This is a genomic window from Raoultibacter massiliensis (genome assembly GCF_900199545.1).
Taxonomy (GTDB): domain Bacteria; phylum Actinomycetota; class Coriobacteriia; order Coriobacteriales; family Eggerthellaceae; genus Raoultibacter; species Raoultibacter massiliensis.
The window spans coordinates 41,885-65,249 of record NZ_LT962670.1; the positions used below are offsets into that span (position 1 = coordinate 41,885).

Here is a 23,365-nt window from a genome sequence, read left to right on the forward strand (position 1 = left end):
CCTTAGAAATTGCTCTCGTAATACGCCGTAGCTTCGTCTATTCCGCCGTCAAAAACTTTTGTTCCCTGATCTAGCACTATCCCTCGGCTACAAAACTCTTTAGCCGATGAAGACGCGTGTGTGACAAATAATACTGTTACGTTTTCGTCAGTCATGATCTCTCGTATTCGTTCGATACATTTTTTTTGAAAAGCCCGATCCCCAACCGACAAAGCTTCATCAACCACCAATATTTCTGGCTCTATCGCAACAGCGAAGGCAAAGCCCAGCCTTGCCTTCATCCCGCTAGAATATGTTCTCATCGGCTGATCTATATAAAGACCCAATTCGGCAAACTCGATAATACTTGGTTCCATCTCCTTTATGTCAGAACGTTTTAAGCCAAGTATTTGCCCTCGCAAACTGATGTTCTCCCTACCCGTCAACTGCATATCGAACCCCGCAGTAAGCTCAAGTAGCGCCGATACGCGGCCCTTTACGTCAACGGTACCACTTGTAGGATGGGTAACACCCGTCACCATTTTCAGCGCAGTGCTCTTCCCGGCACCATTGCATCCAAGAAAAGCAACCGCTTCTCCTTTTTTTATTTCGAACGATAGACTCTTGTTCGCATCAACGCTACCAAGAAAAGCCCCTTTCTTGTTATAGTTGAAAATCCCGAGAAACCGTCCCCTGTCGTTTTTATAAAGATTGTAAGTCTTAGTTACATTGTCAAAGCGAACCACAACTTCGTTGCTCACACTTGTTTTGCATAGCGGTTTGATTTCTTCGCTAGAGGACATCCGCAACCTCCTCATTAAATCGCTTATATACGAACAGCGCTAATATCAATGTAATAATGAATGCAGTTGCAAAACCAATACACGCCATAGGATCATCCCAAAACCAGGTTTTTTCATAAAAGGCGCCCCGAAAAGCCGTAACAAAGAAGGTTATCGGATTAAACTGGAGCAACACCTGAACCCATTCAAGCGGTACGCCTTTTATATTGAAAAGCACCCCCGACAGCCAAAACAAAGGTGTTGACATGGCATGAACGAGATTAGCGACATCCTTGCTCATAGCAGAGAGTTGCGAAAAAAGGATTGACGCGACTGTCCAAAACAGGAACATCAAGATGAGAAGAATGGGAACCTGAAGTAAATACGCGTCAAATTGCATACCGCAAGCAAAGTACATAATAAATAAAACAACCATCAGCATAAGCTGAACGAGCATTGTCGCACTTGTGAAGATAGTGGAAATGCAGCTTAATGGGAACTTTATTTTGTTTACAAGATATGGGTAACGATGTAATACATCGATTCCCGCGCTCAGCATATCCTGCATAAAAAACCACGGGATGATTCCTGCACTAAGCCATAAAATATAGGGAGGTGCATCGGGGCTAGAGGCTCCGCTTCCCACACGCAACCCGACGTCAAGCGCAAACCAAAAACAGAATATGTACATCCCAGGTTTGATGAAAAACCAAGCCCAGCTCAGCACTGCGCCACGAGATTTTTTCACCAAGTCGAACAAAGCAAGGCGTGCGATTTGCTTTCGCCATTGCCAGTTGTCTTTTAGGATTGTCATCAAAGTTGCGAGCACGGTTCTCCTTACAATACCGAACAGCTGAAGCTTAAAATGATAGCATAAGCGTCTTAAACCCATACAACCCACGTGGCGAACTAGCTTTTTTCACGAAGTCAACAGGCGTTTCGCGTTAAGTCGAATCTAGACCGCAAGGGAGTGTCACCTTTCACCCAGCCCCTCGTATCGCTTGGCTTGCGTCGTCTCCTCTCATGTCTCGCCAAACTCAATCAGGCATCAGCAGTATCTATGGCAAGCATCAAATCGAGGTAGCTTAGCATCTTTATCGCTCAAAACTATCTTAGAGGGATCGAACTTGGATGATCCCCCAAAGGAGGGCCACTCTATGCCAATTTCTGGGTCATTCCACGCAATGCCGCCCTCATCATCGGGATAATAGATGTTGTCGCATTTATAGCAGAACTCAGCTTTTTCAGATAAAACCAAGAAGCCGTGCGCAAATCCTCTGGGTATAAAAAGCTGCTTTCTATTCTCGGCTGACAAAACAACGCCCTCCCATGCGCCAAAAGTTGGACTTCCCCAGCGCAAATCAACAGCAACGTCGAATACTTCGCCAAGAACCACGCGCACAAGTTTAGACTGTGGGTGTGCGATTTGAAAATGGAGTCCTCGCAACACGCCTAACGTAGAAGAAGACTGGTTATCTTGTATAAAATCGACGTCGATTCCTCCAGCGACAAAATCCTTTCTTTTATATGTTTCCATGAAGTACCCACGCTCGTCGACAAAAGAAACCACGTCTACTACAGTTACTCCTTCAATAGAGGTTTCGGTAAAAGTGAAGTTACCGCTCTGAATGCTCTTGGCCATATCTTCTCCCTTACTCGTGGTGTTCATACATTTTCGAGTAATACTCTCGATATGCTCCACTAGTAACGCTCTCCAACCAGTCTTCATGAGAAAGATACCAGGCAATCGTCCGCACAATACCGTCCTCGAACGATGTTTCGGGATACCATCCTAGATCGGTTTTTATTTTTTTCGGATCGATACCATAACGACGGTCGTGTCCTTTACGATCCTCGACGTACGAAATTAACGAATCGTTGATTTCGGAATCTTGTAGGACTGTCTCGAGCTCTCGGACAATTGTTCTTACGATGGTTAGATTATTCCGCTCGTTGTGTCCACCGATATTATATATTTCTCCAATCTTGCCCTTTCGCAATACCATATCGATAGCCCTACAGTGGTCTTCCACATAAAGCCAGTCCCGAACGTTCAGTCCATCGCCATACACTGGCAGTGCCCTGTGATGAACTGCGTTGTTTATAATCAAAGGGATGAGTTTCTCGGGAAACTGATATGGACCGTAATTGTTCGAACATCTCGTTATATTGATTGGCAAACCATAGGTATCACCGTATGATTTCACAAATAGATCCGCTGCTGCTTTAGATGCCGAATAGGGACTCCGAGGGTCGAGAGGAGTGCTCTCCTGAAAAAAGCACTCCGGATCGTCTAGAGGAAGGCTTCCGTAAACCTCATCGGTCGAAACCTGCAAAAACTTTCGGTTCTCAAAAGCCCTCTTTGACGATCCCCACGACGCCTTTGCGGCGTTGAGCAGATTGACCGTACCCATAACATTCGTTTGCGCAAAGACTTCAGGAGTCCGTATTGATCGGTCTACATGACTCTCAGCAGCAAAATTTACTACGTAATCGATATCGTAGTCTTGAAATATTTTGCAAATTACATCCGCATCGCAAATGTCTGCCTGCATGAAGATATGACGTTCGTCATCGGCAACGCTGTCGAGGTTTTTTATATTTCCTGCATACGTAAGTTTATCAACATTGATAATGCGAACATCTTCGTATTTCTCTAGCATGTAGAGAACAAAATTGCTCCCGATGAACCCCGCGCCACCGGTCACAAGATATGTTTCTCGCATATTAATCCTCTTTCTCCGATATCATAATCTTTCCATCGCAGATTCTTTGCAGATATTCCCCGTAGGGAGACTTTCCATAAGCCCTCGCAGATTCTTCCAGCATTTCAAGCGAAATCCATCCTCTGTGGTAGGCGATTTCTTCAATTGAGGCAATCTGAAGCCTTTGGGAGCTTTCCACAACCCGAACCAACTCTGCTGCTTCAAACAAAGAATCCGTGGTTCCCGTATCGAACCAAGAGTAACCACGACCGAGCACTATGGCATTTAACGATCCGTCTTCGAGATACATTTGATTTAAGCTTGTGATCTCATACTCACCACGATCTGACGGTTTTACCTGTTTTGCGAATTCGCAAACCCTTTTATCGTAAAAATACAAGCCAGTCACTGCATAATTGGATTTAGGATGTTGGGGTTTTTCCTCTATCGAAAGAACCTGACCGCCAGCATTAAGCTCTACTACGCCAAACCTCTCAGGATCGTCAACGTAATAGCCAAACACAGTTGCACCATATTCGGCCTTGCTTGCCTGCACCAAATGGCGCCCCAAGCCATTTCCATAAAAAATATTGTCTCCAAGAACAAGAGCACATGACTCGTTTGCAACGAATTCTTCTCCGATGACAAACGCCTGGGCAAGACCATTCGGTTCAGGCTGCTCCGCGTATGACAAATTCAATCCAAAATGTGATCCATCACGCAATAAATGTTCAAAATTCGGAAGATCGTGCGGTGTCGAGATAATAAGAATATCTCTAATTCCTGCCAACATTAGCGTTGAAAGAGGATAGTAAATCATGGGCTTATCGTATACAGGCAACAATTGTTTAGACGTAACCGTCGTGAGCGGATACAAACGAGTTCCTGACCCACCCGCTAGAACAATCCCCTTCATTCAAAACTCCTCAATATCGAATAGAATCTATTGCTACTTTATTTTATTACTTAATCTATAATCGTCTGCCTGAATCGCTTCTTTAGCAAAAGAAGTCATTTTCTTCATTTTAAGCTTTACACCTCGCAACAACACCGCACATAAACGAGGTTACGACACAGGAAACGACGGTAAGGCAACAATGCCGGATGAGTCTTCACCTGCATCGACCGTCTCCATAAGGCGGGACCAGGTTTCTTTATCCTCAGGGATCACCCAAAGCCCCGCTTCGTTGACAGAGCCCGTATGCGGTCCTGTGCACGAGTAAATCGTTACCTCGTCTTTATGCAGAAGAAAATCGGCGGCAATCGAAGTAAGCAGCCCGTAGTCCATATCGGTTGTCGTATGCTCTTCGAGATAGATAAGGGCCTCATCGATTTTGGTCGGATCATTGAGCACTTTCTCGATAAGCGATACTTCGATGTTTCGAACGTTGATTTGGCGCAACGCGTCTTGGTCCTCGACGTACTCTTTGCGAGCGCGGGCGAGTACGAGGGTTTGGGAGCCGTTAAGCAGCTGCGATTCGCCTGGCTTAACCGTAACGTCTCTTCCCGTCGAAGGATCATCGGTCGTTATCTTCAACGGAACATCCACGACCGTTCCCCCCAGATCGTCCACCAAAGATTCGAACGAGGTGAACGTTGTCATCATGTAGTAGTCAACCGTGGTCCCTGTCAGCCTTTCGACCACTTTGACTACTTCCTCCGGATCTCCTCCTGCTAGCGCATCGTTGATTTTCCCACCCGTCCCCGCAAGCTGGGTATCCCGAGGCACCGTAACAAGCGTAATGGTGTACGTTTCAGGGTCGACGCGCACCAAAGTCATGATATCCGAATGCTGATCGGTTTGGGCGTGCTCGTTCGCTTTCCCCGTATAAAGGGCCGTTCCCTTTCGAGAGTCGGATCCGATGAGCAGAACATACAGGGGCTCCGTTGCCGGTTCCACGTTCGCGCCGATCTCGCCAGGAGCACCCTTGGTGCTATCGACATGCAAAAGGCTCGCCACGCCGATGAACGCTGCGGCAAACACCGCAACGACGCAAACGACTACTGCAGCCATTTTTCGCGAACGTACTATTGCTTCAGGCGTATTTCCCATTCCCCTAGTATACCATCAGGCAATACGAAGAAGAGCAGTCTGTGTTAAGGGGCTTATTTACTATGGCGAGGAGTACGCGGGCCGTGCTTTCCCTTGTTGTCATAGTAGTGCCGCAAGACCGGTTTGAACAGCCCAAACTTCCAAATGATAAAGAACATGACTACGGCCAAGCCGAAAAATATCGCCCACCGGACAGGGCCGGAAAAGCTTCCCAGCATAGTCCCCACAAACGCGAGGAACGCCGAACACAGCCATAGAACCGCGACAGCCCTGCGCTGCCCCAAGCCGGCACGGAGCAACCGATGGTGTATGTGCCCCATATCCGCTTGCCCGACAGGCTTATGACCTCTGCTACGCCGAATTATGGCAGAGATCGTATCGAGCAGGGGAACTCCCGCGATCACCAAGGGCACGAGCATGACCACGAAGCTCTGCGTGCGGACGACACCCGAAATGGAGATGATGCCCACCATCAGGCCGAGGAGCAAAGCCCCTGAATCCCCCATGAAAATCGAAGCTGGAAAGAAATTGAACCGCAAAAACGCCAAGCACACGGCGATGAGCGCAACGCAGGCCAATGCGAGCGTCGCGCTACCGCGCATTATCACCAGATACAAAAGGCTTGCCGACACGATGGCGATGATGCCCGTTGCCAAGCCATCCAACCCATCGATAAGATTCGTGATGTTGACGAACACCACCAGGTAGAGAACCGTCAAAGGGTAGTTGAGCCATCCAAGATCGACGTAGTCGCCATCGACGATCGACCGAACCGTTCCTATCGTAATGCCCGCAGCCGCAACCACAACGGCAGCGACGATCTGCCCGAAAAGCTTCGGCAAAGCCGCCATCTGAACGATGTCGTCGACAAGGCCCACGGCGAACATGATGGTGATGCCGATGAACAGCACAATGTAATTGATATCCTGAAGGACGTAAAGATCGACAATTTCCCACCCGAAGAACCGCTCCGCGATGAGCACGGACAAACATGCAGCTACAAGCCCGACATACAGGGCAATGCCCCCGCATCGAGGCACGGGGTCGGTGTTGAGCCGTCGATTGCTGGGGTAGTCGATCGCCCCGATGAGAACGGCAATTTTCTTAGACGCAGGCACCATAAGATAAGTGACGATAAACGCCACGAAAAACACCGTTAATGCCTGATGTATCGCCAACAAGTCAAATCCCCATGTACGTATTTGTGTGGCTCATATTAGCAGATATCGAACGCTAAACGTGCTCATAAGGCATTTTGACCTGTATCTTTGTTGGCAAACGGGCGGTTTAGCCGCAGCAGCTGCACGCCGCGACCAGCCGCACGAAGCGCATCGCTCCTTGCGCGAACAAGCCTATTTCCGCTCTTCGCGATACTCCTTCGAGCTGCGAAGGCCGTCGCGTATGCGCCGCGGCACGCCGAGCAGCGCATCCCCAATCCGGTAGGTCTTCGAAGCGCGCAGGTCTTCGTCGAGGTCGTTGAGGGCGGCAGCCGGATATACGGCTTCGGAATAAAAGATCAACCTGTCCTGAACCGACATGCTCCCAAGAAACCGCGCTCGATCCTCCTCCTCGATATCCTCAAGCCAAATACGCCCCGCTACAAGCGAGTAATCCACCATACGGCGCGCAACGGCGCGGAGGAATCCGTCGTCGACCTCGTCCGCATGGGCATTTACCCACTTGCGCATTTCTCGCACGCAGATAAGGTGGCCGCGCACATTTTCGATCGTATGCTTTGCCGTCATGGTGGAGCCGACGCGCACGCGTCGCCTGTATAGCGGTTCGTTCAGGTAGGAGGTCCTCTGCGAATGCACGAGCGTTTGGAATGTGAACAGAACATCCTCGTGGATGATGCCTTCGTAGAAGCGGATATGGTTGTCTTCTATCAGGGAGCGTTTCACCATGCGCAGAGCAGCGTGCGGCAAGAACTCCCGATGTTCCTCGAAGAACGTAAACAGCCTCATACCCGTGGTCACATCTTCGAAAGCAGGCCGGTTGTTGTATTCTTCGCGAACCTGTTCGAACAGCTCTTTCGACTCGTAAAAAGCCTGCGCGGAAAAATACAGGTCTTCGAGCTGCTGCCTGTCGGCCCGGTCGATCATCTTTTCAAGAGCGTCGCCGACAAAGTAGTCGTCGGCGTCGAGCAATACGATGTAGTCACCGCGCGCGTTGTCGAGAGCAACGTTGCGCGCCGCACTCTGACCGCTGTTCTTCTCAAGCTCGAAAAAGCAAAACCGGCCGTCGCCTTGCACCAGCTCCTTCGCCGCAACAAGCGATCCGTCGGTAGAGCAATCGTCAACGCAGAGCACTTCGAAGTTCTCAAACGTCTGGTTTTTAAGCGATTCGATGCATTCTTCCAGATACGGAGCGCAATTGTACATGGGAACGATAACGGAAATTCGAGGGCTTTCCATGATCCCACCTAAAACGTTTCTGCATTGCGCGCCGCGAACGCGGCAGCGCCCTGGTCGAGCAAACTCATGACGGCTTGCCAATCCCGATCGGAAAAGCAATTCCGAACAAGCTCCCCCGCTTCTCGGGCGCGCGCGTATTCTTCGTGCATCCTCGCCGCGAATTCTTCATGAAACGAAGGGTCGATGCGCTCGTAATTCCAGCGGTACTTGCCCCATTTGTCCGCGTGGAACCACGGGATGAAGCGCTCGCACCGTTCGGGACGCTCCCTTAGGAAGCGTTCGCTTTCGGCAAGTTCGTCGCACACAACGTAAATTCGATCCGAAGTCTTCACCGAAGAAGACGGATTGTCCATCCTGTAATGCAAAAGCGGCTTGCGAATAAGCGCGCATCGCCGTGCCGCAAACCAAGCTTTGAGCACGAACGAAGTGTCCTGGAAGGCGGCGCCCGGCGTTTCACGAAACGAGATGCCTTCGCGCCGCAGCATGTCCGAGCGATACAGCCCCGTCCAAATCGAGGGTATCGTACAGATGATGTTCGGATGGTCAGCAGGATCGAACGGTGTCTTCGCAGGGAATTCTCGCAGATTGCGGTTTTTCCTGTTACGCCCGTCGGCGTATTCGTAGAAGTTCGATTTCACCAGGTCGCAATCATGGCGCTCGGCCAACTCGTACATCGTGGCGTACATGGTGCGCTCCGCAAAATCATCGGGTTCGGCAATTGCAATGTATTCGCCGCGCGCCTCCCCTATCCCCCTGTTGAGCGATGCGCCGTATCCCGAATTCTCCTTGTCGATGATCGCGATGCGGGAATCCCGGTCCGCATAGCTGCGCAGTATTGCGGGCGACCCGTCGGTTGCTCCGTCGTTAATGCAGATGATCTCAATGTTTTCCAACGTCTGCCCGCAGAGGGAGTCGAGACATTGCGCCAGATAGCGCTCAACGTTGTAGGTCGGCACAAGAACGGAAACGGCGGGACGCGCCATTGAGTTGTTCGTCATTCGATTTGCCTCCGCTCCACGCAGCTTCCCAAGTGCCCGCGCGCCTATAAACCGCGATAGCATTCCATCATTATAACCGAGAGGAAGAAGGGCATGTATCGTGTTTCTCTTTTGAGCATTCAGCCACGAAATCCAATCAGTCATCATATTTAGTGTATTATTTTATATATGATTTACTTCTTTTTATCTTCCTTCTACGTTACCCAGAGGAGCAGCTATGGAAACAACGCATACGCTTGATCCCATATACCCGATAAGTGCCCTTCAGAAAAAACAACGCGAGGTCAAGGAGGCTGCGTCCAAGGGCATTGTCCGTATCACCGAGCAAGGCGTTGGCGCCTACATTTTCAGCTCCGAAGAGCAATTCGAAAAGGCGATTAAAAGAGCTCAGGAGCAAGCCGTCTACGAAGCGAGACTTGCAGATTCCATTACAGCCGGCCGTGCCGATATGGAAACAGGAAGGCTGCACACCGATCATGAGGCATTCTTCGACAGAGCGCGAGCAAAACTCTCATGACTGTCGTAAAGCGAACGGATACTTTCAACGAAAACGTCCTTGCCAAGGTCGATTCCATTCGGGTTCTCAATGAGATCGAGCGCAAAATAATACTGCTCGAAACGGTCCTCTCTCTAGGAGCTAACGATCTGCCCGCTTCGATACAGCACCGATTCGGCACCAACGTAAGAAGAATCGTCTGCCCACCGTTCCTGATTATCTACGAATACTTCGAAGATGCCGACGTCGTTATTGTCTACGACCTTATCCATGGACGGCAAGCTTATTGACTTTCGAAAACAGGGCGGATAGCCCGACCTGGAAACACGAACGAATGTTTCACGTGAAACATTCGCTTCTCGGACGACGAAAACGGACGCCTGACCCCAGACGTCCGTTTTCCATTGGCAGAGCCATCGCGTGCGGTTCGCAAAGCGCGATGGCGCATGCTCTGCGCGCTTACTCGCTCTGCGCGGCCATCTGACCGGCAAGGCGTCCATTCACCAGGCAGTCGGCGGTTGCGCACGAACCCAAACGGCACGCACCGTGAACGCCGCCGGTCGCTTCGCCTGCGGCGAAGAAGCCGGGAATGGGATTGAGATCCACATCGAGAACCTGCGCGTCCATGTTCGTCTTCACGCCGCCCATCGTGTGGTGCACCTTTGGCCAAATGCGGGTGATGTAGTAAGGACCGTCGCCGAGGGGTTTCGCATCCTCGGGGATCATCTTGCCGAACTCTTCGTCGTTGCGATTTTCGACGTAGGTGTTGTAGCGTTCGAGCTGAGCGCGGAATTCGTCGGGGAGGCTGTACTCGGCGATAACGTCTTCGATCGTGTCGAATTTCTTCGTGATTCCGGCATCGATCGCAGGCTGCAAGTTGGCTTCGTAGTTCCACTTGGGGATATTCTGCTCATCGACGATCTGGAGCAGCGGCACGCCGTTTTCCACGATCGCGTTCGAGTACACGCGGCGGTCGGCGAGCTCGCTGACGATGCGCTTGCCCGTCTGAGGGTCGATGCTCATGCCGTAGGCAACGTTGGCATCGATGTAGCTCGGGCCTTTGCCGTATCCGGTCTCATCGGGGCTGCACCACGGACCAAGCTGGATCCAGTCGAGATGCACGGCCAAAGCGCCGGCTTTCATGGCAGCGGCAAGAGCTTCCGCCGTCGCACCGTCCTGATTGGTGCAATCGACGGTTTCGTCGAGATGCGGATCATGCTGCGCACGCCAGGCGACATCCTTGCCGAACCCGCCGCTTGCAAGCACGACGCCCTTGTTCGCTTTGATGTAGACGGGGTTTCCCGTCGTGGGATCGTTGCCCTTCGCCTTCTCGTTCACCTGCACGCCAACCATGCGCCCGGTTTCGTCACGGAAGAACTTCGTCACCATACGGCCCGTCCCGATCGGCACACCCATCTCGGTGACCTTCTCGGTCAGCGGCACCGTGATCGCGGATCCGTGGCCGATGGCCGGGTGGATGGTGCGCACGGTGTTGTGGCCGCCGTAGGGGATCACATTGATGTTGCCGTCTTCGTCGGTATCCCATTCAACGCCGAGTTCGCTTTGGGTCCACTCCCACGTTTCGTTCGATTTCTCAGCGAGGACACGGCACTTCTCTTCGTCGTTCAAGCCGAGACCTGCGGTCATCATATCAGCGACGTATTTATCGACGGAATCCTCGATGCCCTTCGCCTTCTGCGCCGAAGACATGCATACGGCGAAGTCGCCGTCGGCGATGGCCGAATTGCCACCCGTGGTCGGCATCTTCTCGACGATCATCGTATTGGCGCCAGCCTTCGAAGCCTCGTACGCCGCAGCCAATCCCGCATAGCCCGAGCCGATAACCAGTACATCGCATTCTTCATCCCATTTTTCGGGAAGCCCCGTGCCCGAAACGGCTGCCGCAGTCGCCGTGCCTTTTTGCTGAGGCGCGCATCCCGCAAGGCCCGCTCCGGCTACAACCGCAGCCGCCGAACCAACAGCCAGGGTCTTGAGGAATCCCCTTCTGTCCAACGATGTCTCCATGATCCTTCTCCCTTCGAATCCGTCCCCTGATTACCAAGTATCGACGCATCTTCAGCACGCCCGGCGCGCCGTTTGCGCATTCCGTTGAGGACGGATCGATCATAGGAGCGAGAAGGGCGCGCCGTGTACCTCCAAAGGGACTATTCTCGGATTTTCGCTTGTGGCACAAAAGGGAGTATATTCGAGTTTCCGCAGATCAAAGCATTGATTTAAAACTAAGCGGGAGGCAGCTGCCCCTTCCATACCAAATCGAGCAGCTCTTGGCGCGAATGAATTCCCAGTTTCGCATAGCATCGACGCAAGTGGGTTTTGACCGTGTAATTGGAAAGGAAGAGCTCTTCGGCGATATAGACGGCGCTGCGGCCGCTGGCATACATCATCAGGATTTCGCTCTCGCGCTCGGTAAGGCCCGCGCCTTCGATCGCTTCGGTGAACTTGCGCTCGTAGAGCCCCTTCTCATCCACGTCTTCTTCCGATTCCGTCTGAACGGTTGGTTGCGCAGAGGCAACCGCGGTGCTCGAAGAAGCATCGAGGGCGGCTGCGGCGTTGCCGAATCCGAGCGCGGCGCCGGCAACGCCGAACAGACTCTCGTCTTCGCCCGGCTCGAACGGCGTGGTTTCGGCGTTCTGCCGCTTGAGAATGACGACTACCGTTACGAGCACTCCGATGAACAAGGCCCACAAACCCACAATGGATACCAAATTCGCGGTTGCTTCCGAAATCCCGACGACGTTGGACAAAACCTCGACCGAACCGCGACCGAGCAGAAGGCCCAAGCGCATCGAACCGAGTCCGATGGCGAACAGCACGAGCGAATTCGCCTTACTCTCATAGCCCTTCCATGCGAACACGACCCACACGAGCTGTCCGAAGAAATTGAACAGCGCAAGCGGCAGGCCATTGGTGAAAAACGACTGGCTTTCAAGTACGGCGCGCGCCATGAGAACCGTCGCAAGGGCAAGCGGAACGAGGATTAAAACGCGGAACTGCACGCGCATTCCATCGCGAACCACATAGAGCAGAAGCGCAACCGAAACCGCGATCGTTGCGATTTGAGCCTCGGGGGAAACGATGTAGCCCGAAGCGCCCTGCACGACATCCATCTCCATGATGCTGCCGAAGATGAACGAGAACGCGATGGTTCCCAGTACGATCTCCTTCACCCCCATGAGCAGATGGCCGAAGCTTTCCTGGCTCCCGTCGGGTTCGTAGCGCTTCTGCTTCGTGCCGAAATCAAGACGCGCGAGGCAGAATCCGAGGATTACGAGCGACGCAAGGGGAAACAGCATTCGCAAGCCGCTGAGCCCTACCGAATCGCCGATGTTGAGGGAAAAGAGAAGGGAGCACAAACTCCAGATAATGTACGACCCGATGACCAGAATCACCGAAATCGACGGCTTGAACGAAGCGAAACTCACTCCCCAGCACAAGTTGAGCAGCGCGAGGGCGCCGTACACCCCAATCTGCAGCGGAGCAACCAGATCGGCGGGCACATCAAAGGCGAACAGCACCGCGCACAGAACAACGACGAGGGCAAAGCACACCGCATACAGGTATTTGCTCGTGTAGACGCGCAACCGATAGGCTACGTATCCTCCCAGAAGATACGTGAGCGTTTCGGCCAACAGCAGCGGAAACGGAGTCATCCCGAACCCGAAGAAATTCGGAGACGGAATCTGGAGAACGACAAACAAGCCATCACCGATGATAACCGCCCACAGCAGCCATTGAGGATATGATGAATCCTTCAGCACACGCCCTCCCTTGGGCTTCTCGTCTTTCGGAGTTGCGCAGCATTCGTTCGCAGCGTTAAAAGCATCAGTATACTCGTTTCCGCTGTTTGGTGTTTTATCAGCAAAACGGGCGCCGCGCAAGATGGCGGCAAACGAAACCCGCTACTCCGAATCCAGCAGCGCCCTCAGCTCTTTTTTGCTGTTAATGCCGATCTTTTCGTAAATATGGCGCGTATGCGCCTTAAACGTTCCTTCAGCGATGAACAGCTCCTGCTCGATGGCCGCACTCGTTTTCCCTTGAGCGATCAGCCGAAGAATCTCGTCCTCCCGGGGACTCAACCGGTAGTGCGCCGTCAAATCGTCACAGCGTTTTTCGAGACGTTCCTCTTCAGTGCTTCTCTCGACGAGCGTGCCGGAATCCAAAATCGTCACCCCCCATTTCGACGAAAGCTCGCGCTCGGAGAAGAGGATGAACGTCGAGGCGAGAATCAACACCGCCACGGTTACGGTAACGAGCATATCCTGGGTTGCCGCAGACAACGGTGAAGAAGCGAGCAAAGCGGAGGCGTCTTTTCCCCACACGATGAATATCTGCTCGGCGCTCTTTATGCTCGCAAGAGCCACGATGGCGATTCCGAGTCTCTTCGAAATATCGTACAGCAAGAGGGAAACGAGCACGGTCATGAGAGAGTAGCTCATCGATATGAGGTAACTCGACACCGACGAACCGAGCACGCTCTCCGCAGGAACCAACACGAATCCGCACACCATGAGCAAAAGCGGCGATCGATACACCATGCCGACATTGAAGCGACCGGAGAAGAAGTATACCCCGGCAAACAGAATCCCCATCGCTATGGCGGTAGACGCCGACGAGTGCATGCCCGCCCCATCCGCAAGCTGCGATGCACGCAACCCGTAGGCGAACGAATACAGGGCAAACAGGATGAAGAGCTTCCACGGGTAGGAAAAACGGGGATACGCCTGCGGAGGTTTTTCGCAACGCGCCGCTTTCCTCGCAGCGTACCTGACGCTTGCAATCGCTGCAAGGGGCAGCAGGATCAGCGCGATGTCCATTCTCAAAGCATCGAAACCCTGGCAGAAGAAAACGAATACGACCGCCGCAAGCTGCGACGCCGTCGTATAAAGGAAGATGCGAAGCAAACTGAGCGCCCCAAGCGCTTCAGCCCATATGAGCAGAAACATGCTGAAGCCCAGTCCTCCGGCCAATGCACCCAAAACCGCCGGCACGACGGAGATATCGGAAACATACGATGCGGCGACGCTGCACACCGATGCGACGAGCATACCGCCGAGTGCGAGCGCTTGCGACCAGGGGCGCGCAGACAGGGGAATGATCTTTCTTGCCCCAACGGCAACGGCCACTGCAAGAATGCAGTATGCGTAGTCGAAGAGAACATGCGGGTCGAAAGCGGTTGCAAGAGGCGTCGACGGAGCTGCAAACATCAGCGTGACCCACGCTCGCGCGCACCCGAGGGCGAAGAGATACGGCACTATTCCGTCGAGATGGGCGATGCGCGCTGCGCGCTTTTCTTTTGCATGAGGTTGCATGGCGCTCATTATAAAGCGAAACGGCTCCGTATCGAAGCCGTTTCGCCAAAGCGCATCGCACATGAGGGAGGGGTGTGCGATGCCGGAATAGTTCTTGGCAAAGCCGGTGGGTTACAGGCTTGCAACGAGCTTTCCCGTCACGTAGCCCGACGTGATGGCACGTCCGATCGACAGGCCCTCGATATCCATCGGGTAATCGACGCCGCCGTAGAACTGCCCGGACGCATTGCCGACGGCGTACAGCCCTTCGATCGGATTGAACTCGCCATCGAGGCACTGGCTTTCGGCGTTGACCACCAAACCGCCGAGGATAGCAGGAAGCTTGTTGGAGCCGCGCGGCACTGCGTAATACGGGCCGCCTTCTATGGGGACAAGATACTTTGCCGATTTGCCGAAATCTTCGTCGCGACCGGCTGCGCACAGTTCGTTGTAGCGGTTCACTTCCTCCGCAACGGTTTTCGCATCGAGCGGATCTATGTCCCATTGGTTTTCAACGGCGTATGCGTTCATCGCCTCGACAAGCTCTTCGATGGTTTCGCCCTGTATCCATTTTTCGGGATTCACCTTGTTTGCTCCGTTGTAGATGGATACGTCGTACGGAGCTTCGGCCTTCCAATCCTCGTAGTACGTTTCCCAATCGCTTGGCGCAAGACTGAAGAACTTCGCCGCCGTCGAATCCTGAAAACCCTTTTCGGCAAGATAGGGCCGCGCGAAGTTGTTCATGTAGCCCATGCGGCAGCAGGTCTCGTCCATGAAACGACGTCCATGGTTGTCGATGAAGAGGAAGGGCATTTCCAGCCGGACGGCAGCGGGTTCGCCGTGGATCATCTTCGTATGCGTGGGCGGCGTCATGATGGCACCCGCCCACATGCCTGCGCAGAGCGCGCTTCCGTCGCGGAAGGTCGTGAAGAGGGAGAATCCTTTCGTATCGGGCGCATAGTAATCGAGCATCTCCTGGTTGCTCGAATAATCCCCGCATGCGAGGATGACGCCCTTGGTTGCCTTGAAGAGCACGTGTTCTTCGGCTTCGTTCGAACAGATGACGCCTTTAACGGCACCGTCCTCTTTGTAGAGCTGCACGGCCGGGGTGTTGTAGAAGAACTCGGCACCTGCCGCAGCAAGCCTCTCGGCTATCGCAAGGGCTGCTGCGTTATGGTTGCCCTCCACGTGAAAATACGTGTTGGCATGCAGGTGAATGTCGTACCCGTTGTAGGTAAGCACCGAATCGTGGGGCTTCGATTCGACACCGCCCTGGGCGGCCTCTTCGGCCCACCATCCAATCGCCTCCTGGGAATTATGAGCCCACACGTTTACCAGATCGCGATTCGATCGGTAGTCGCTTTTCCAGTTGATAAAGCTCACGCACGCCTGAACGGCGGCTTCGTCGGTCTGCGACAAATCGATGGAAGCCGCCATGTTGCCGGTCGTCTGCGCGGTGCCGATGTTCTGCACGCATGCAACCGAAGCGCCCGCCTCGAGTGCCGTGTGCACAGCGGAAAGACCCGATTCCCCCGCTCCGACGACAATCACATCGAATTCCTTGGTCTCGGCGAAATCGGTTATCGGCTCGGGCGCTTGCAGAAACGAAGGCCCGCCGGTTGCGGCAGCCTCGCTTGCAGAGGCCTTGGGGTTTTGGTTGGGCTGTCCGCATCCTGCAAGGGTCCCCGCTCCAAGCGCTCCCAATGCAGCTACTCCCCCCAACTTGATGAGGCTTCGACGCGTGACGTTCATATGCTCTCCCATGATTTCCCTTCCTATCCGTATAGATTCTCGGAGGCCACCCGGATCGGCGGCGCCCTCTCGGATATCCACTATGAAACGGCGGAGCCCGTTGCGCATCGACCGGAAGCAAATTTGAAGTTTACTTTTATAAACCAGACTATAAACCTGCCTTGCGAACTGGTATTATCGCCATCAAACACAGAAAGCGCACCGCTTGCCGCATGGATGAAGAACCGGTATGCAGCCTGGCGTTGCACGTGAAACAATGCACTCGGGAGCACGAGCAGTGCCGAGGGGATCGCATCGGAGGTCGTCGTTGCAACAGAAACAGGCAAACCATGTAGTGCGCGGAATCGTCTGCGCGGCGGCTGGCGGTATCTGCTGGGGATTTTCGGGTACCTGCGCCCAATTGCTCACTTCGGGTTTGGACATTCCCGTTTCGTGGATAACCTGCGTCCGCCTGCTTGCAGCGGCTGCAATCTTCTTGGCCATCTGCATCATCAAAGACAGGCGAAACCTGCTCGCAGTGTTTCGGGATCGCGAATCGCTCGTCCAGATCGCGGGGTTCGCGTTGCTGGGCGTATTGTTGACGCAGATGAGCTATCTCACAACCATTTCGTATACCAATGCCGGCACCGGCACGGTGCTCGAGCGGCTTGGGCTTCTCGTCATCATGGCTTATGTGTGCATTCGCGTGCGCCGCCTTCCGAAGCTTCGGGAATTCATCGGGCTTGTGCTCGCCATCGGCGGCACGTTCCTCATTGCAACCAAGGGGCACTTCGATTCGCTCGCCATTCCTCCCGAAGCTCTTTTCTGGGGAGGCATGTCAGCGATAGCGTTGGCTTTCTACACTTTGCTGCCCGTCAAAGTCCTCAAAAAATGGGGGAGTCTGATCGTTACCGGCCTTGCCATGCTGATAGGCGGAGTCGTCGCCACCGCGTTCGTGCGACCATGGACGATTCCCGTCGCCGTTGACGGAGAGGTTCTGCTCGTTTTGGGGCTCATGACCGCAATCGGCACGGTAGCCGCCTACATACTCTACTTGCAGGGCATCACCGACGCAGGTCCCGTTCGGGCAGGGTTGGTAGGATGCGTCGAGCCGGTGTCGGCCACGCTCATATCCGCCGTGTGGCTGCATACGCCCGTAGCGCCCGTCGATATCGTCGGAGTCGTCATGATCATCGCCATGGTATTCCTCGTGACCGACCGCGGCAACGATGCCGAAGGGAAGGAAGAAGAATACGGCGGGGCGCGCGGAGACGTTCCCCTCTTCGAAGGACGCGCTTCGATGCTCGGCTATTATTCTGCACGGAAGGCAGTGCATGCCGACTATCGGCGCATCATGACCCTGCTTGACGAAGGGCACCGCTCCCTCAAGGAAATCGGCGTTGTCGAAGGATTCAAGAAGTATCCCTCGGCAAGGCGCGTCATGAGAAGCATCGACGAGGGGAGCTGCTATGTTGTGGCCGATGACGAAAATATCATCGGAATGTTCGCGATCGAGATGAACGGAGACCCCCACTACAAGCTTGCCCTCGACGGTCAATGGCTCGTCGAAGGAGTCGGGGGCGAACCCGTCTACGCGGCGCTTCATTGGGTCAACGTCGCACCCGAAGCACGGGAATGCGGTGTGGGTTCGTTCATCCTTGGGAGTGCCGAGCGCATCGCACGGGAAACGGGCAAGGAAAGCATCTGCGCCGATATCTACCCGGGAAACGAGCCCATGCGCAACATGCTGCTCAAACACGGCTACCTCGAATGCGGATCGATCCGCATCAAAGACTATCTCGAACGTGAGAAGCAGCGGGCGGTTTTCGAGAAAATCCTGTAGCGCGACACGGGGGCGGGGCATCGCAGCACTGCAGGATTTCGAACAAGGTGCAGAAGCAATCGCGCAACGCTTCGCAAACAAGATTTGGCGCGCCGGATCTCCCAGGGAAAGAGGCTGGTGACAAAAAAGCGGCGGCCCGAAGGTCGCCGCTTTGGATGCTATGTTCTTATCGTGTCAGATCGAACAGAGCTATGCGCGAATCAGTGCTATTTGGCAGCGCCGATACGGCAGATGGTGGTGCCGCAATCGGGGCACTTGCCCTTGGTGATCGGCTTGCCGTTTTTAGTCGTGCTCTCGACGGGATCTTTCATTTCCTTCTTCGCCTTGCACTTCACGCAATATGCTTCAATTGCCATGGTGGTTGAACCTCTCTGTTCGTTCCTGTGGGCCGAAGCCCTCTTTCATACTATGACTGCATAGGCGGCGCATGCATACTCTGCCTGGCTCCTAGTGGTCATTGCTGCGGCCATTATACTGCAAGCACGCATAATACCAGCATATTCGCTGGGTGGCCACTATATATTCTTTAGTAACTCCATAACGAAATCCGAGTTGCGATACAACGTATCCGGATCGACGTTCTCCAAAACATCGTCTCCCTGCGCGAAGAACGCGGGTTTCGAACCGTCCATCCCCGCGATGCTCATCGCCTGGAAACCATGGCGCAACGCAACCGAGGAAGCGCTCTCCGTCCACGCGATCGGCGCCGTCGAAAATTCGACGCCGGTAGCCTGGCTTGCTTTCTTCATATAGCGCTTCATGCGCGACGATGCGGAAACGCGGCGGAACTTGCCCTCTTTCTCAATGAGGCTCAAATCTCCCGCGCCGAGCGCATCGAGGTTGATGATCACCGATCCGCGCAGTTCAGTGCCGTGCTCTGCAAGAAATGCCTTTATGCCGGCGTTACCGGAAAGCTCGGAGCCAAGCGCCACGAACCATACTTCCACGTTCACGTCGGGATGGCGGAACTGATATACCTGCTGCAGCTCTTCGGAAACCTGAGGGTCGGGAGAACTCTGCAGATATGCCGAGCCGTCGCCCTCGTCGGCCTCTTCACCCTGATTGACGAGACGGCGGCGGGAGAACGCTCCGCCCTGCCAAGTGCGCTTGCCGCTGCCGAAATCATCGTCATCGAAATCGTCGATTCCGCGGGAGCCGTCGAACGCTTCGCCCTCGTCAAGTTCGTCATATTCGCTGTAACCATCGGTTTCATCGAAGGATTCCTGCTGGAAGCTTTCCCAACTGCCGCGAGCCGCACCGACGCTGCGGGCTTCGAAATCCTCATCGACGTCGAGCCATTCTTGCGGGCTTACTTCTTCCTGCTTGTTCTTCTTGCCAAAGCGGTCGAAGAAGCGGCGGACGCGCGATTTGGGCATCTCGACGTAGCCGGGCCCTGCAAACGCACCGGTTTCGGTAATGCCCCCCATGTAGTCGGAATCGTCGGCATCGTCGACGTAGATATCGTCGGGGTCCACATTTTCGATCAGCTCGTCGCCTACGGGGGCGAACGTTCCAGTCATCCCCATCGAAGCAAACGATCCCGCCTTGCTCACGCTTCCCGTTGCTTGAACCGCATCGTCGCCGCTATCGGTCTTTCTGATTTCGCCGCTCAGCGAGGGAAGCGCACGCAGATCGGGTTTGGCAGCCGCAGAGGACTCCTGATGGACTTGCGCTGGATCTTTGCCATCCTTCTCGGCGGCGATCTCATCGGCGCCTATGGAGGGAAGCATGGTCAAGAGGCTTTTCGCCGCGACTTTCGTCGACTGCTCCGCTTCGGCAAGCGGGGCGCGTTGCTTGCCCGTTTCGATGACCGGCGGCAGCGTTGCCGCCGACAACCCGATATCGGGAAGGACGATCGCGGGTTTGGACTGCTCGGAATCGACTTCGGGCTTCTGCAATTCAGCAACCTGTGCGCGAAGATCGCTCACGTCTATCGGTGGCATGGCCGTCGTCGAACCAGGTGCCCCACCGACAGGTTGCTGCTGCACGCTGTCGGCAGCGCTCACAGGCCCCGAAGTCCACGGCTCGTCGGGAACGCGCATGCCATCGGGCATCGAAGCATCTGAAACCGAACCGGCCTGCGCGGGAGATGCGGCGTCGAAGGCGGTCGGCGCCGCTTCCGTGCGATCTGCGTTCGAAGAATCCGGCTGGCCTGCCGCGTCCTGCACCGTACGCGGTTCCATAATGCCTTCGCGCATCTGCCTGATGCGCTGTTCGGTTTCCGCGTCGACGATGCGGTTTGCCTGCTCGAAATGGGACGTGCTTTCCGTAACGGCCGCATCGAGCGCATCGGCGTAGCGGGAACGATGGATCTCGCCCGGTTGCGGGGTGCGCGGCTTCTTCGCATTCTCCTGCGCTTTCCTAAACCAGTCGGGAACCGACGAGTCGGATTCGGGCTGGAGTGCGCCAACCTCTGCGAAACCTCCCTGGGCAGACGCAGATGCAACCGCCGCAGCTCCTGCAGCAGCGCCCGCAGCCGCCACTGCACCGGCTTGCGCGTCGACCGCCGTCTCTGCTTCCTGAATCTGCCCATCGGCAACATCGGCACCCACCTGCACCCCAGCCGGGATGCTCGTGAGCGCTTCGCGCGTTTCGTCGCGCTGCTCTCGTATCTCATCTTCGGTGGGTTGCCCGATGGGCGCTTCTTTAACCTGCACAAGATTGCTCGCAATATCCCTCACCGGTTCGCTTGCGGGAATCGGCTTGCCCGTCAAGGCCGCAATCGCGGCCTTCGCCGACGCAAGGCGGTCTTCGGGGGTCTGCGGAGCAGGCTCGGGAGGTTGGACTTTGGCGGCTTCGTAGGCGAGTTTCGCGCCTTCGGGAACGAGGCCGGAAGCGATCGCTTCTTCTTCGCCGTGAATGATCGTGCCATCGGCTTCGGCGCGCGCCTCAAGCTCTGAAGCGCTGACGCGGCCCCGCCCCACGCGGCGGGCCACATCGAGAAGCACCGCGGTTCCCGCAGCATTGGCGTTCGCCGCTTCGTTGTAGGCGGAAAACTTGTGAACGATGGCAACGATGAGCGGCAAAGCGGTGAAGAACAGGCAGATGCCGATGATCACGTAGAACACGATCGCCGTCGTGCCTTCGGCATGCAGGAAGAAAAAGTTGCGTACGATGAGAATGAGGGGCACCAAAATGATGGAAACGAGCACCGCCCACTGAATAAACGGCAGAACGCCCAAAATGGGCGCTTTGAGTTCGGGTCGCACTTTTCCGCTGTCGTAGCGGGCTACAAGGATCACCTTCCGGCGGCGGGCTCCACCCGCCTCGGCGGAATACCCCGGTTCGTACTTCGCCACAACGTTTTGGCTTACCCCGCGGGCGAGAAACCGCGATACGATCGGACGGCCCGTCGCTTCAAACGCGTACAGAATCGCCGAGATTGCTGTGAGGATCATTGCGGGGATGGCAAGAACCGGTAAGAACAGCGATGCAAGGGCAACGACGAATGTTACTGCGCAGCAAAGCGCGCGCGGAGTTTCGGCGTTCGAGGCGCTGTTGAAATCCTCGATAACCGCCGAGAGGCCCGCATCTTTTTGCATCTGCTCGGTGATGTAGAGGGCGGCTTGCTGCTCCTCTTCAGTCCCAGCAGGACGAGGACCGATTTCTTGCGACAGAAACGCAACATGATCCATTAGTTCTGGCATATGCGTGCCTTCCGTTCTTCATCTGGTCATATTTGCATGTAGGCATACCGTAGGTAAGTATACGCTATTTACCGTTTGACCCCAAATAATCACGAATAAATGCATCTGCGGTCGCCGCGACGGAGCGTGCTTCGCTATAGAGCTTGCCAGGTTCTTCGATATCTCGAAGATATGCGCTCCTCACCTGGTCAGAAGGGCTATCCGACAACGTTTCGGCAAGCGCGGCGGCCTCCTGGTCAACCTGGTTGTACGCATCGTTTTGCGAAGCTGCGGTGTCTTTGTCGTATGCGAGGATCGCATCGTCCGAGGCGATTGCATAGTCCATCGCGGCGATGCGCTTCTCGATGTATTCGATGTGGGCGGAAAGATTTGCGCTGGGATACTCTTGAGCCGCGTTCTCGAATTGGACGCGCGCGTCGGAGAACAGTTCCTTGGCCTCGATGCTCTTCGCCTTCGACGCCTCGACGTTTTCCATAGTCGTATCCGCTATGAGCGCTGCGGCGTCGCGCGCAAGGTTGTCAGCCCGAATGACTTCGGCCCATGCAACTTCGACGATATCCGAAGCCTCCTTTGCGGAAGCGGCGGTATCCATGAGAATCGGCCCTTGGGAGATCATATCGCGGCGTGCCGCTATCGAAGCGCGCGCCGTCGCTATCGCCTCTTTTTCCTCGGAAGAATTCGATTCCGATTCCGCTGCCTGAACCGAAGCTTCCGCCGAATCGAGCAGCGCAGCCGCATCGGGAAGCCTCTCTTCGATAGCCGGCACCCTTGCCGCATCCTCGTCGCTCATCTCGCCGGTGATGACGGAATCCATCTCAACGGTAATCTCGTCGGCTTTCATAAGATCGGAAAGCGCCGCCTCGAGATAGGTTACCCGCTCGGTGTGATCGGTGTATTCCTTGTAGAGAAACGATGCGCCCGTTGCCGCAAGGGCGACAAGCGCGATCGCGACTACGCCGATCGCAAGGCCGTTTCGCACGCGGCGGCGCATCTTCCTTCGGGCAATCTCATCGACAGGGGGTTCGTACTTCTTCGTCTTCGCTTCGGGAGCGACCGGAATGGGAGACGATAGCTGGGCGGGCATGCCGACCGGTCCCTTGCTCGGCAAGGGCAGCGCGTCTTCTTTCTGCAGAGTCGTGTGGAGCTTCTTTTTCCCCGGCAGCGTGAACAAGGGGATGCCGCCGAAACGCGGCACCTTCGCCTTCGAGTCGAGCCCCTCCCCTGCATCGGCCGCATTTTTCGCGGCATCGAGCACGCTGAATGACAGCTCGTTCGATGTGCCTTCGGTGTGCCGCTTGATGTGCGCGGCGTGAGAGAGCTTCGTATGCTTGTTCTTGCGACCCATGGTTTGCCTATTGTACGGTATTCGCTCTCGGCAGACGATGCCTGACACAGAATAGGCGTGCTA

The 23,365-nt window shown here is 54.9% G+C and carries 19 protein-coding genes; 3 read left to right on the forward strand and 16 right to left on the reverse strand.

All coding sequences use genetic code 11. The features are described 5' to 3' along the window. Positions 1-2: 2 nt before the first annotated feature. The 9 genes from C1719_RS00270 to C1719_RS00310 all read right to left on the reverse strand — a co-directional run bounded on the left by C1719_RS00270 (position 3) and on the right by C1719_RS00310 (position 8,931). Complete coding sequence (locus tag C1719_RS00270) at positions 3-782, reverse strand: ABC transporter ATP-binding protein (protein WP_102373281.1); 780 nt, start codon at positions 780-782, stop codon at positions 3-5. Further along, entirely contained in the window at positions 772-1,590 is an 819-nt protein-coding gene (locus tag C1719_RS00275) for an ABC transporter permease (RefSeq protein ID WP_245874215.1), read from the reverse strand. Before C1719_RS00275 ends, C1719_RS00270 begins: the two co-directional genes overlap by 11 nt. A 219-nt stretch (positions 1,591-1,809) precedes the next feature. After that, positions 1,810-2,403, reverse strand: coding sequence for a dTDP-4-dehydrorhamnose 3,5-epimerase (gene rfbC / locus C1719_RS00280; protein ID WP_102373283.1), 594 nt, complete (start codon positions 2,401-2,403; stop codon positions 1,810-1,812). A gap of 10 nt (positions 2,404-2,413) precedes the next feature. Next, on the reverse strand, positions 2,414-3,487 hold the full coding sequence (gene rfbB, locus C1719_RS00285) for a dTDP-glucose 4,6-dehydratase (RefSeq protein WP_102373284.1): 1,074 nt from the start codon (positions 3,485-3,487) through the stop codon (positions 2,414-2,416). Position 3,488: 1 nt separating this feature from the next. Further along, a complete protein-coding gene (gene rfbA / locus C1719_RS00290) occupies positions 3,489-4,382 on the reverse strand; it encodes a glucose-1-phosphate thymidylyltransferase RfbA (RefSeq protein ID WP_102373285.1) in 894 nt (297 codons plus the stop codon). Positions 4,383-4,532: 150 nt separating this feature from the next. Next, positions 4,533-5,480: an LCP family protein gene (locus tag C1719_RS00295; protein ID WP_245874216.1), complete on the reverse strand. Its 948-nt coding sequence runs from the start codon at positions 5,478-5,480 to the stop codon at positions 4,533-4,535. A 92-nt stretch (positions 5,481-5,572) separates the two neighbouring features. Further along, positions 5,573-6,700, reverse strand: coding sequence for a glycosyltransferase family 4 protein (locus C1719_RS00300; RefSeq protein WP_245874217.1), 1,128 nt, complete (start codon positions 6,698-6,700; stop codon positions 5,573-5,575). Positions 6,701-6,871: 171 nt separating this feature from the next. Then, entirely contained in the window at positions 6,872-7,933 is a 1,062-nt protein-coding gene (locus C1719_RS00305) for a glycosyltransferase family 2 protein (RefSeq protein WP_102373287.1), read from the reverse strand. A gap of 8 nt (positions 7,934-7,941) precedes the next feature. After that, entirely contained in the window at positions 7,942-8,931 is a 990-nt protein-coding gene (locus tag C1719_RS00310; RefSeq protein ID WP_102373288.1) for a glycosyltransferase family 2 protein, read from the reverse strand. A gap of 217 nt (positions 8,932-9,148) precedes the next feature. On the opposite strand from C1719_RS00310, the gene C1719_RS00315 reads away from it, so the two are divergent. Both C1719_RS00315 and C1719_RS00320 read left to right on the forward strand, forming a co-directional pair. Next, on the forward strand, positions 9,149-9,448 hold the full coding sequence (locus C1719_RS00315; RefSeq protein WP_102373289.1) for a hypothetical protein: 300 nt from the start codon (positions 9,149-9,151) through the stop codon (positions 9,446-9,448). Further along, entirely contained in the window at positions 9,445-9,717 is a 273-nt protein-coding gene (locus C1719_RS00320; RefSeq protein ID WP_102373290.1) for a type II toxin-antitoxin system RelE/ParE family toxin, read from the forward strand. Before C1719_RS00315 ends, C1719_RS00320 begins: the two co-directional genes overlap by 4 nt. 169 nt (positions 9,718-9,886) lie before the next feature. Here the strand turns inward: C1719_RS00320 and C1719_RS00325 are convergent, their stop codons facing one another. The 4 genes from C1719_RS00325 to C1719_RS00340 all read right to left on the reverse strand — a co-directional run bounded on the left by C1719_RS00325 (position 9,887) and on the right by C1719_RS00340 (position 16,500). Further along, positions 9,887-11,452, reverse strand: a complete 1,566-nt coding sequence (locus C1719_RS00325) for a flavocytochrome c (RefSeq protein ID WP_102373291.1) — start codon at positions 11,450-11,452, stop codon at positions 9,887-9,889. Between the two features lie 215 nt (positions 11,453-11,667). Next, positions 11,668-13,206, reverse strand: coding sequence for a response regulator transcription factor (locus tag C1719_RS00330; protein ID WP_102373292.1), 1,539 nt, complete (start codon positions 13,204-13,206; stop codon positions 11,668-11,670). Between the two features lie 141 nt (positions 13,207-13,347). Further along, positions 13,348-14,757: a helix-turn-helix domain-containing protein gene (locus C1719_RS00335; protein ID WP_180963386.1), complete on the reverse strand. Its 1,410-nt coding sequence runs from the start codon at positions 14,755-14,757 to the stop codon at positions 13,348-13,350. A gap of 111 nt (positions 14,758-14,868) precedes the next feature. Then, the gene (locus tag C1719_RS00340) at positions 14,869-16,500 is read right to left on the reverse strand and encodes an FAD-dependent oxidoreductase (RefSeq protein WP_180963387.1); all 1,632 of its coding nucleotides are present in this window, start codon (positions 16,498-16,500) and stop codon (positions 14,869-14,871) included. 295 nt (positions 16,501-16,795) lie between these two features. On the opposite strand from C1719_RS00340, the gene C1719_RS00345 reads away from it, so the two are divergent. After that, complete coding sequence (locus tag C1719_RS00345; protein ID WP_342745882.1) at positions 16,796-18,310, forward strand: GNAT family N-acetyltransferase; 1,515 nt, start codon at positions 16,796-16,798, stop codon at positions 18,308-18,310. A gap of 206 nt (positions 18,311-18,516) precedes the next feature. Here C1719_RS00345 and C1719_RS15605 read toward each other — a convergent pair whose 3' ends face one another. From C1719_RS15605 to C1719_RS00355, 3 genes are all read right to left on the reverse strand, one after another. Continuing rightward, entirely contained in the window at positions 18,517-18,666 is a 150-nt protein-coding gene (locus tag C1719_RS15605) for a DUF5679 domain-containing protein (RefSeq protein WP_180963388.1), read from the reverse strand. Between the two features lie 159 nt (positions 18,667-18,825). Then, positions 18,826-21,957, reverse strand: coding sequence for an aminopeptidase (locus tag C1719_RS00350; RefSeq protein ID WP_180963389.1), 3,132 nt, complete (start codon positions 21,955-21,957; stop codon positions 18,826-18,828). A gap of 64 nt (positions 21,958-22,021) precedes the next feature. Next, complete coding sequence (locus tag C1719_RS00355; RefSeq protein ID WP_102373296.1) at positions 22,022-23,302, reverse strand: hypothetical protein; 1,281 nt, start codon at positions 23,300-23,302, stop codon at positions 22,022-22,024. Positions 23,303-23,365 lie beyond the last annotated feature (63 nt).

Excerpts from the sequence above, each read along its gene's own strand:
- C1719_RS00270 (WP_102373281.1), bottom strand. The coding sequence starts at position 782 with ATGTCCTCTAGCGAAGAAATCAAACCGCTATGCAAAACAAGTGTGAGC.
- C1719_RS00310 (WP_102373288.1), bottom strand. The coding sequence starts at position 8,931 with ATGACGAACAACTCAATGGCGCGTCCCGCCGTTTCCGTTCTTGTGCCG.
- rfbB (WP_102373284.1), bottom strand. The coding sequence starts at position 3,487 with ATGCGAGAAACATATCTTGTGACCGGTGGCGCGGGGTTCATCGGGAGC.
- C1719_RS00305 (WP_102373287.1), bottom strand. The coding sequence starts at position 7,933 with ATGGAAAGCCCTCGAATTTCCGTTATCGTTCCCATGTACAATTGCGCT.
- rfbC (WP_102373283.1), bottom strand. The coding sequence starts at position 2,403 with ATGGCCAAGAGCATTCAGAGCGGTAACTTCACTTTTACCGAAACCTCT.
- C1719_RS00295 (WP_245874216.1), bottom strand. The coding sequence starts at position 5,480 with ATGGCTGCAGTAGTCGTTTGCGTCGTTGCGGTGTTTGCCGCAGCGTTC.
- C1719_RS00325 (WP_102373291.1), bottom strand. The coding sequence starts at position 11,452 with ATGGAGACATCGTTGGACAGAAGGGGATTCCTCAAGACCCTGGCTGTT.
- rfbA (WP_102373285.1), bottom strand. The coding sequence starts at position 4,382 with ATGAAGGGGATTGTTCTAGCGGGTGGGTCAGGAACTCGTTTGTATCCG.
- C1719_RS00335 (WP_180963386.1), bottom strand. The coding sequence starts at position 14,757 with ATGCAACCTCATGCAAAAGAAAAGCGCGCAGCGCGCATCGCCCATCTC.
- C1719_RS00315 (WP_102373289.1), top strand. The coding sequence starts at position 9,149 with ATGGAAACAACGCATACGCTTGATCCCATATACCCGATAAGTGCCCTT.
- C1719_RS00355 (WP_102373296.1), bottom strand. The coding sequence starts at position 23,302 with ATGGGTCGCAAGAACAAGCATACGAAGCTCTCTCACGCCGCGCACATC.
- C1719_RS00340 (WP_180963387.1), bottom strand. The coding sequence starts at position 16,500 with ATGGGAGAGCATATGAACGTCACGCGTCGAAGCCTCATCAAGTTGGGG.
- C1719_RS15605 (WP_180963388.1), bottom strand. The coding sequence starts at position 18,666 with ATGGCAATTGAAGCATATTGCGTGAAGTGCAAGGCGAAGAAGGAAATG.
- C1719_RS00350 (WP_180963389.1), bottom strand. The coding sequence starts at position 21,957 with ATGCCAGAACTAATGGATCATGTTGCGTTTCTGTCGCAAGAAATCGGT.
- C1719_RS00320 (WP_102373290.1), top strand. The coding sequence starts at position 9,445 with ATGACTGTCGTAAAGCGAACGGATACTTTCAACGAAAACGTCCTTGCC.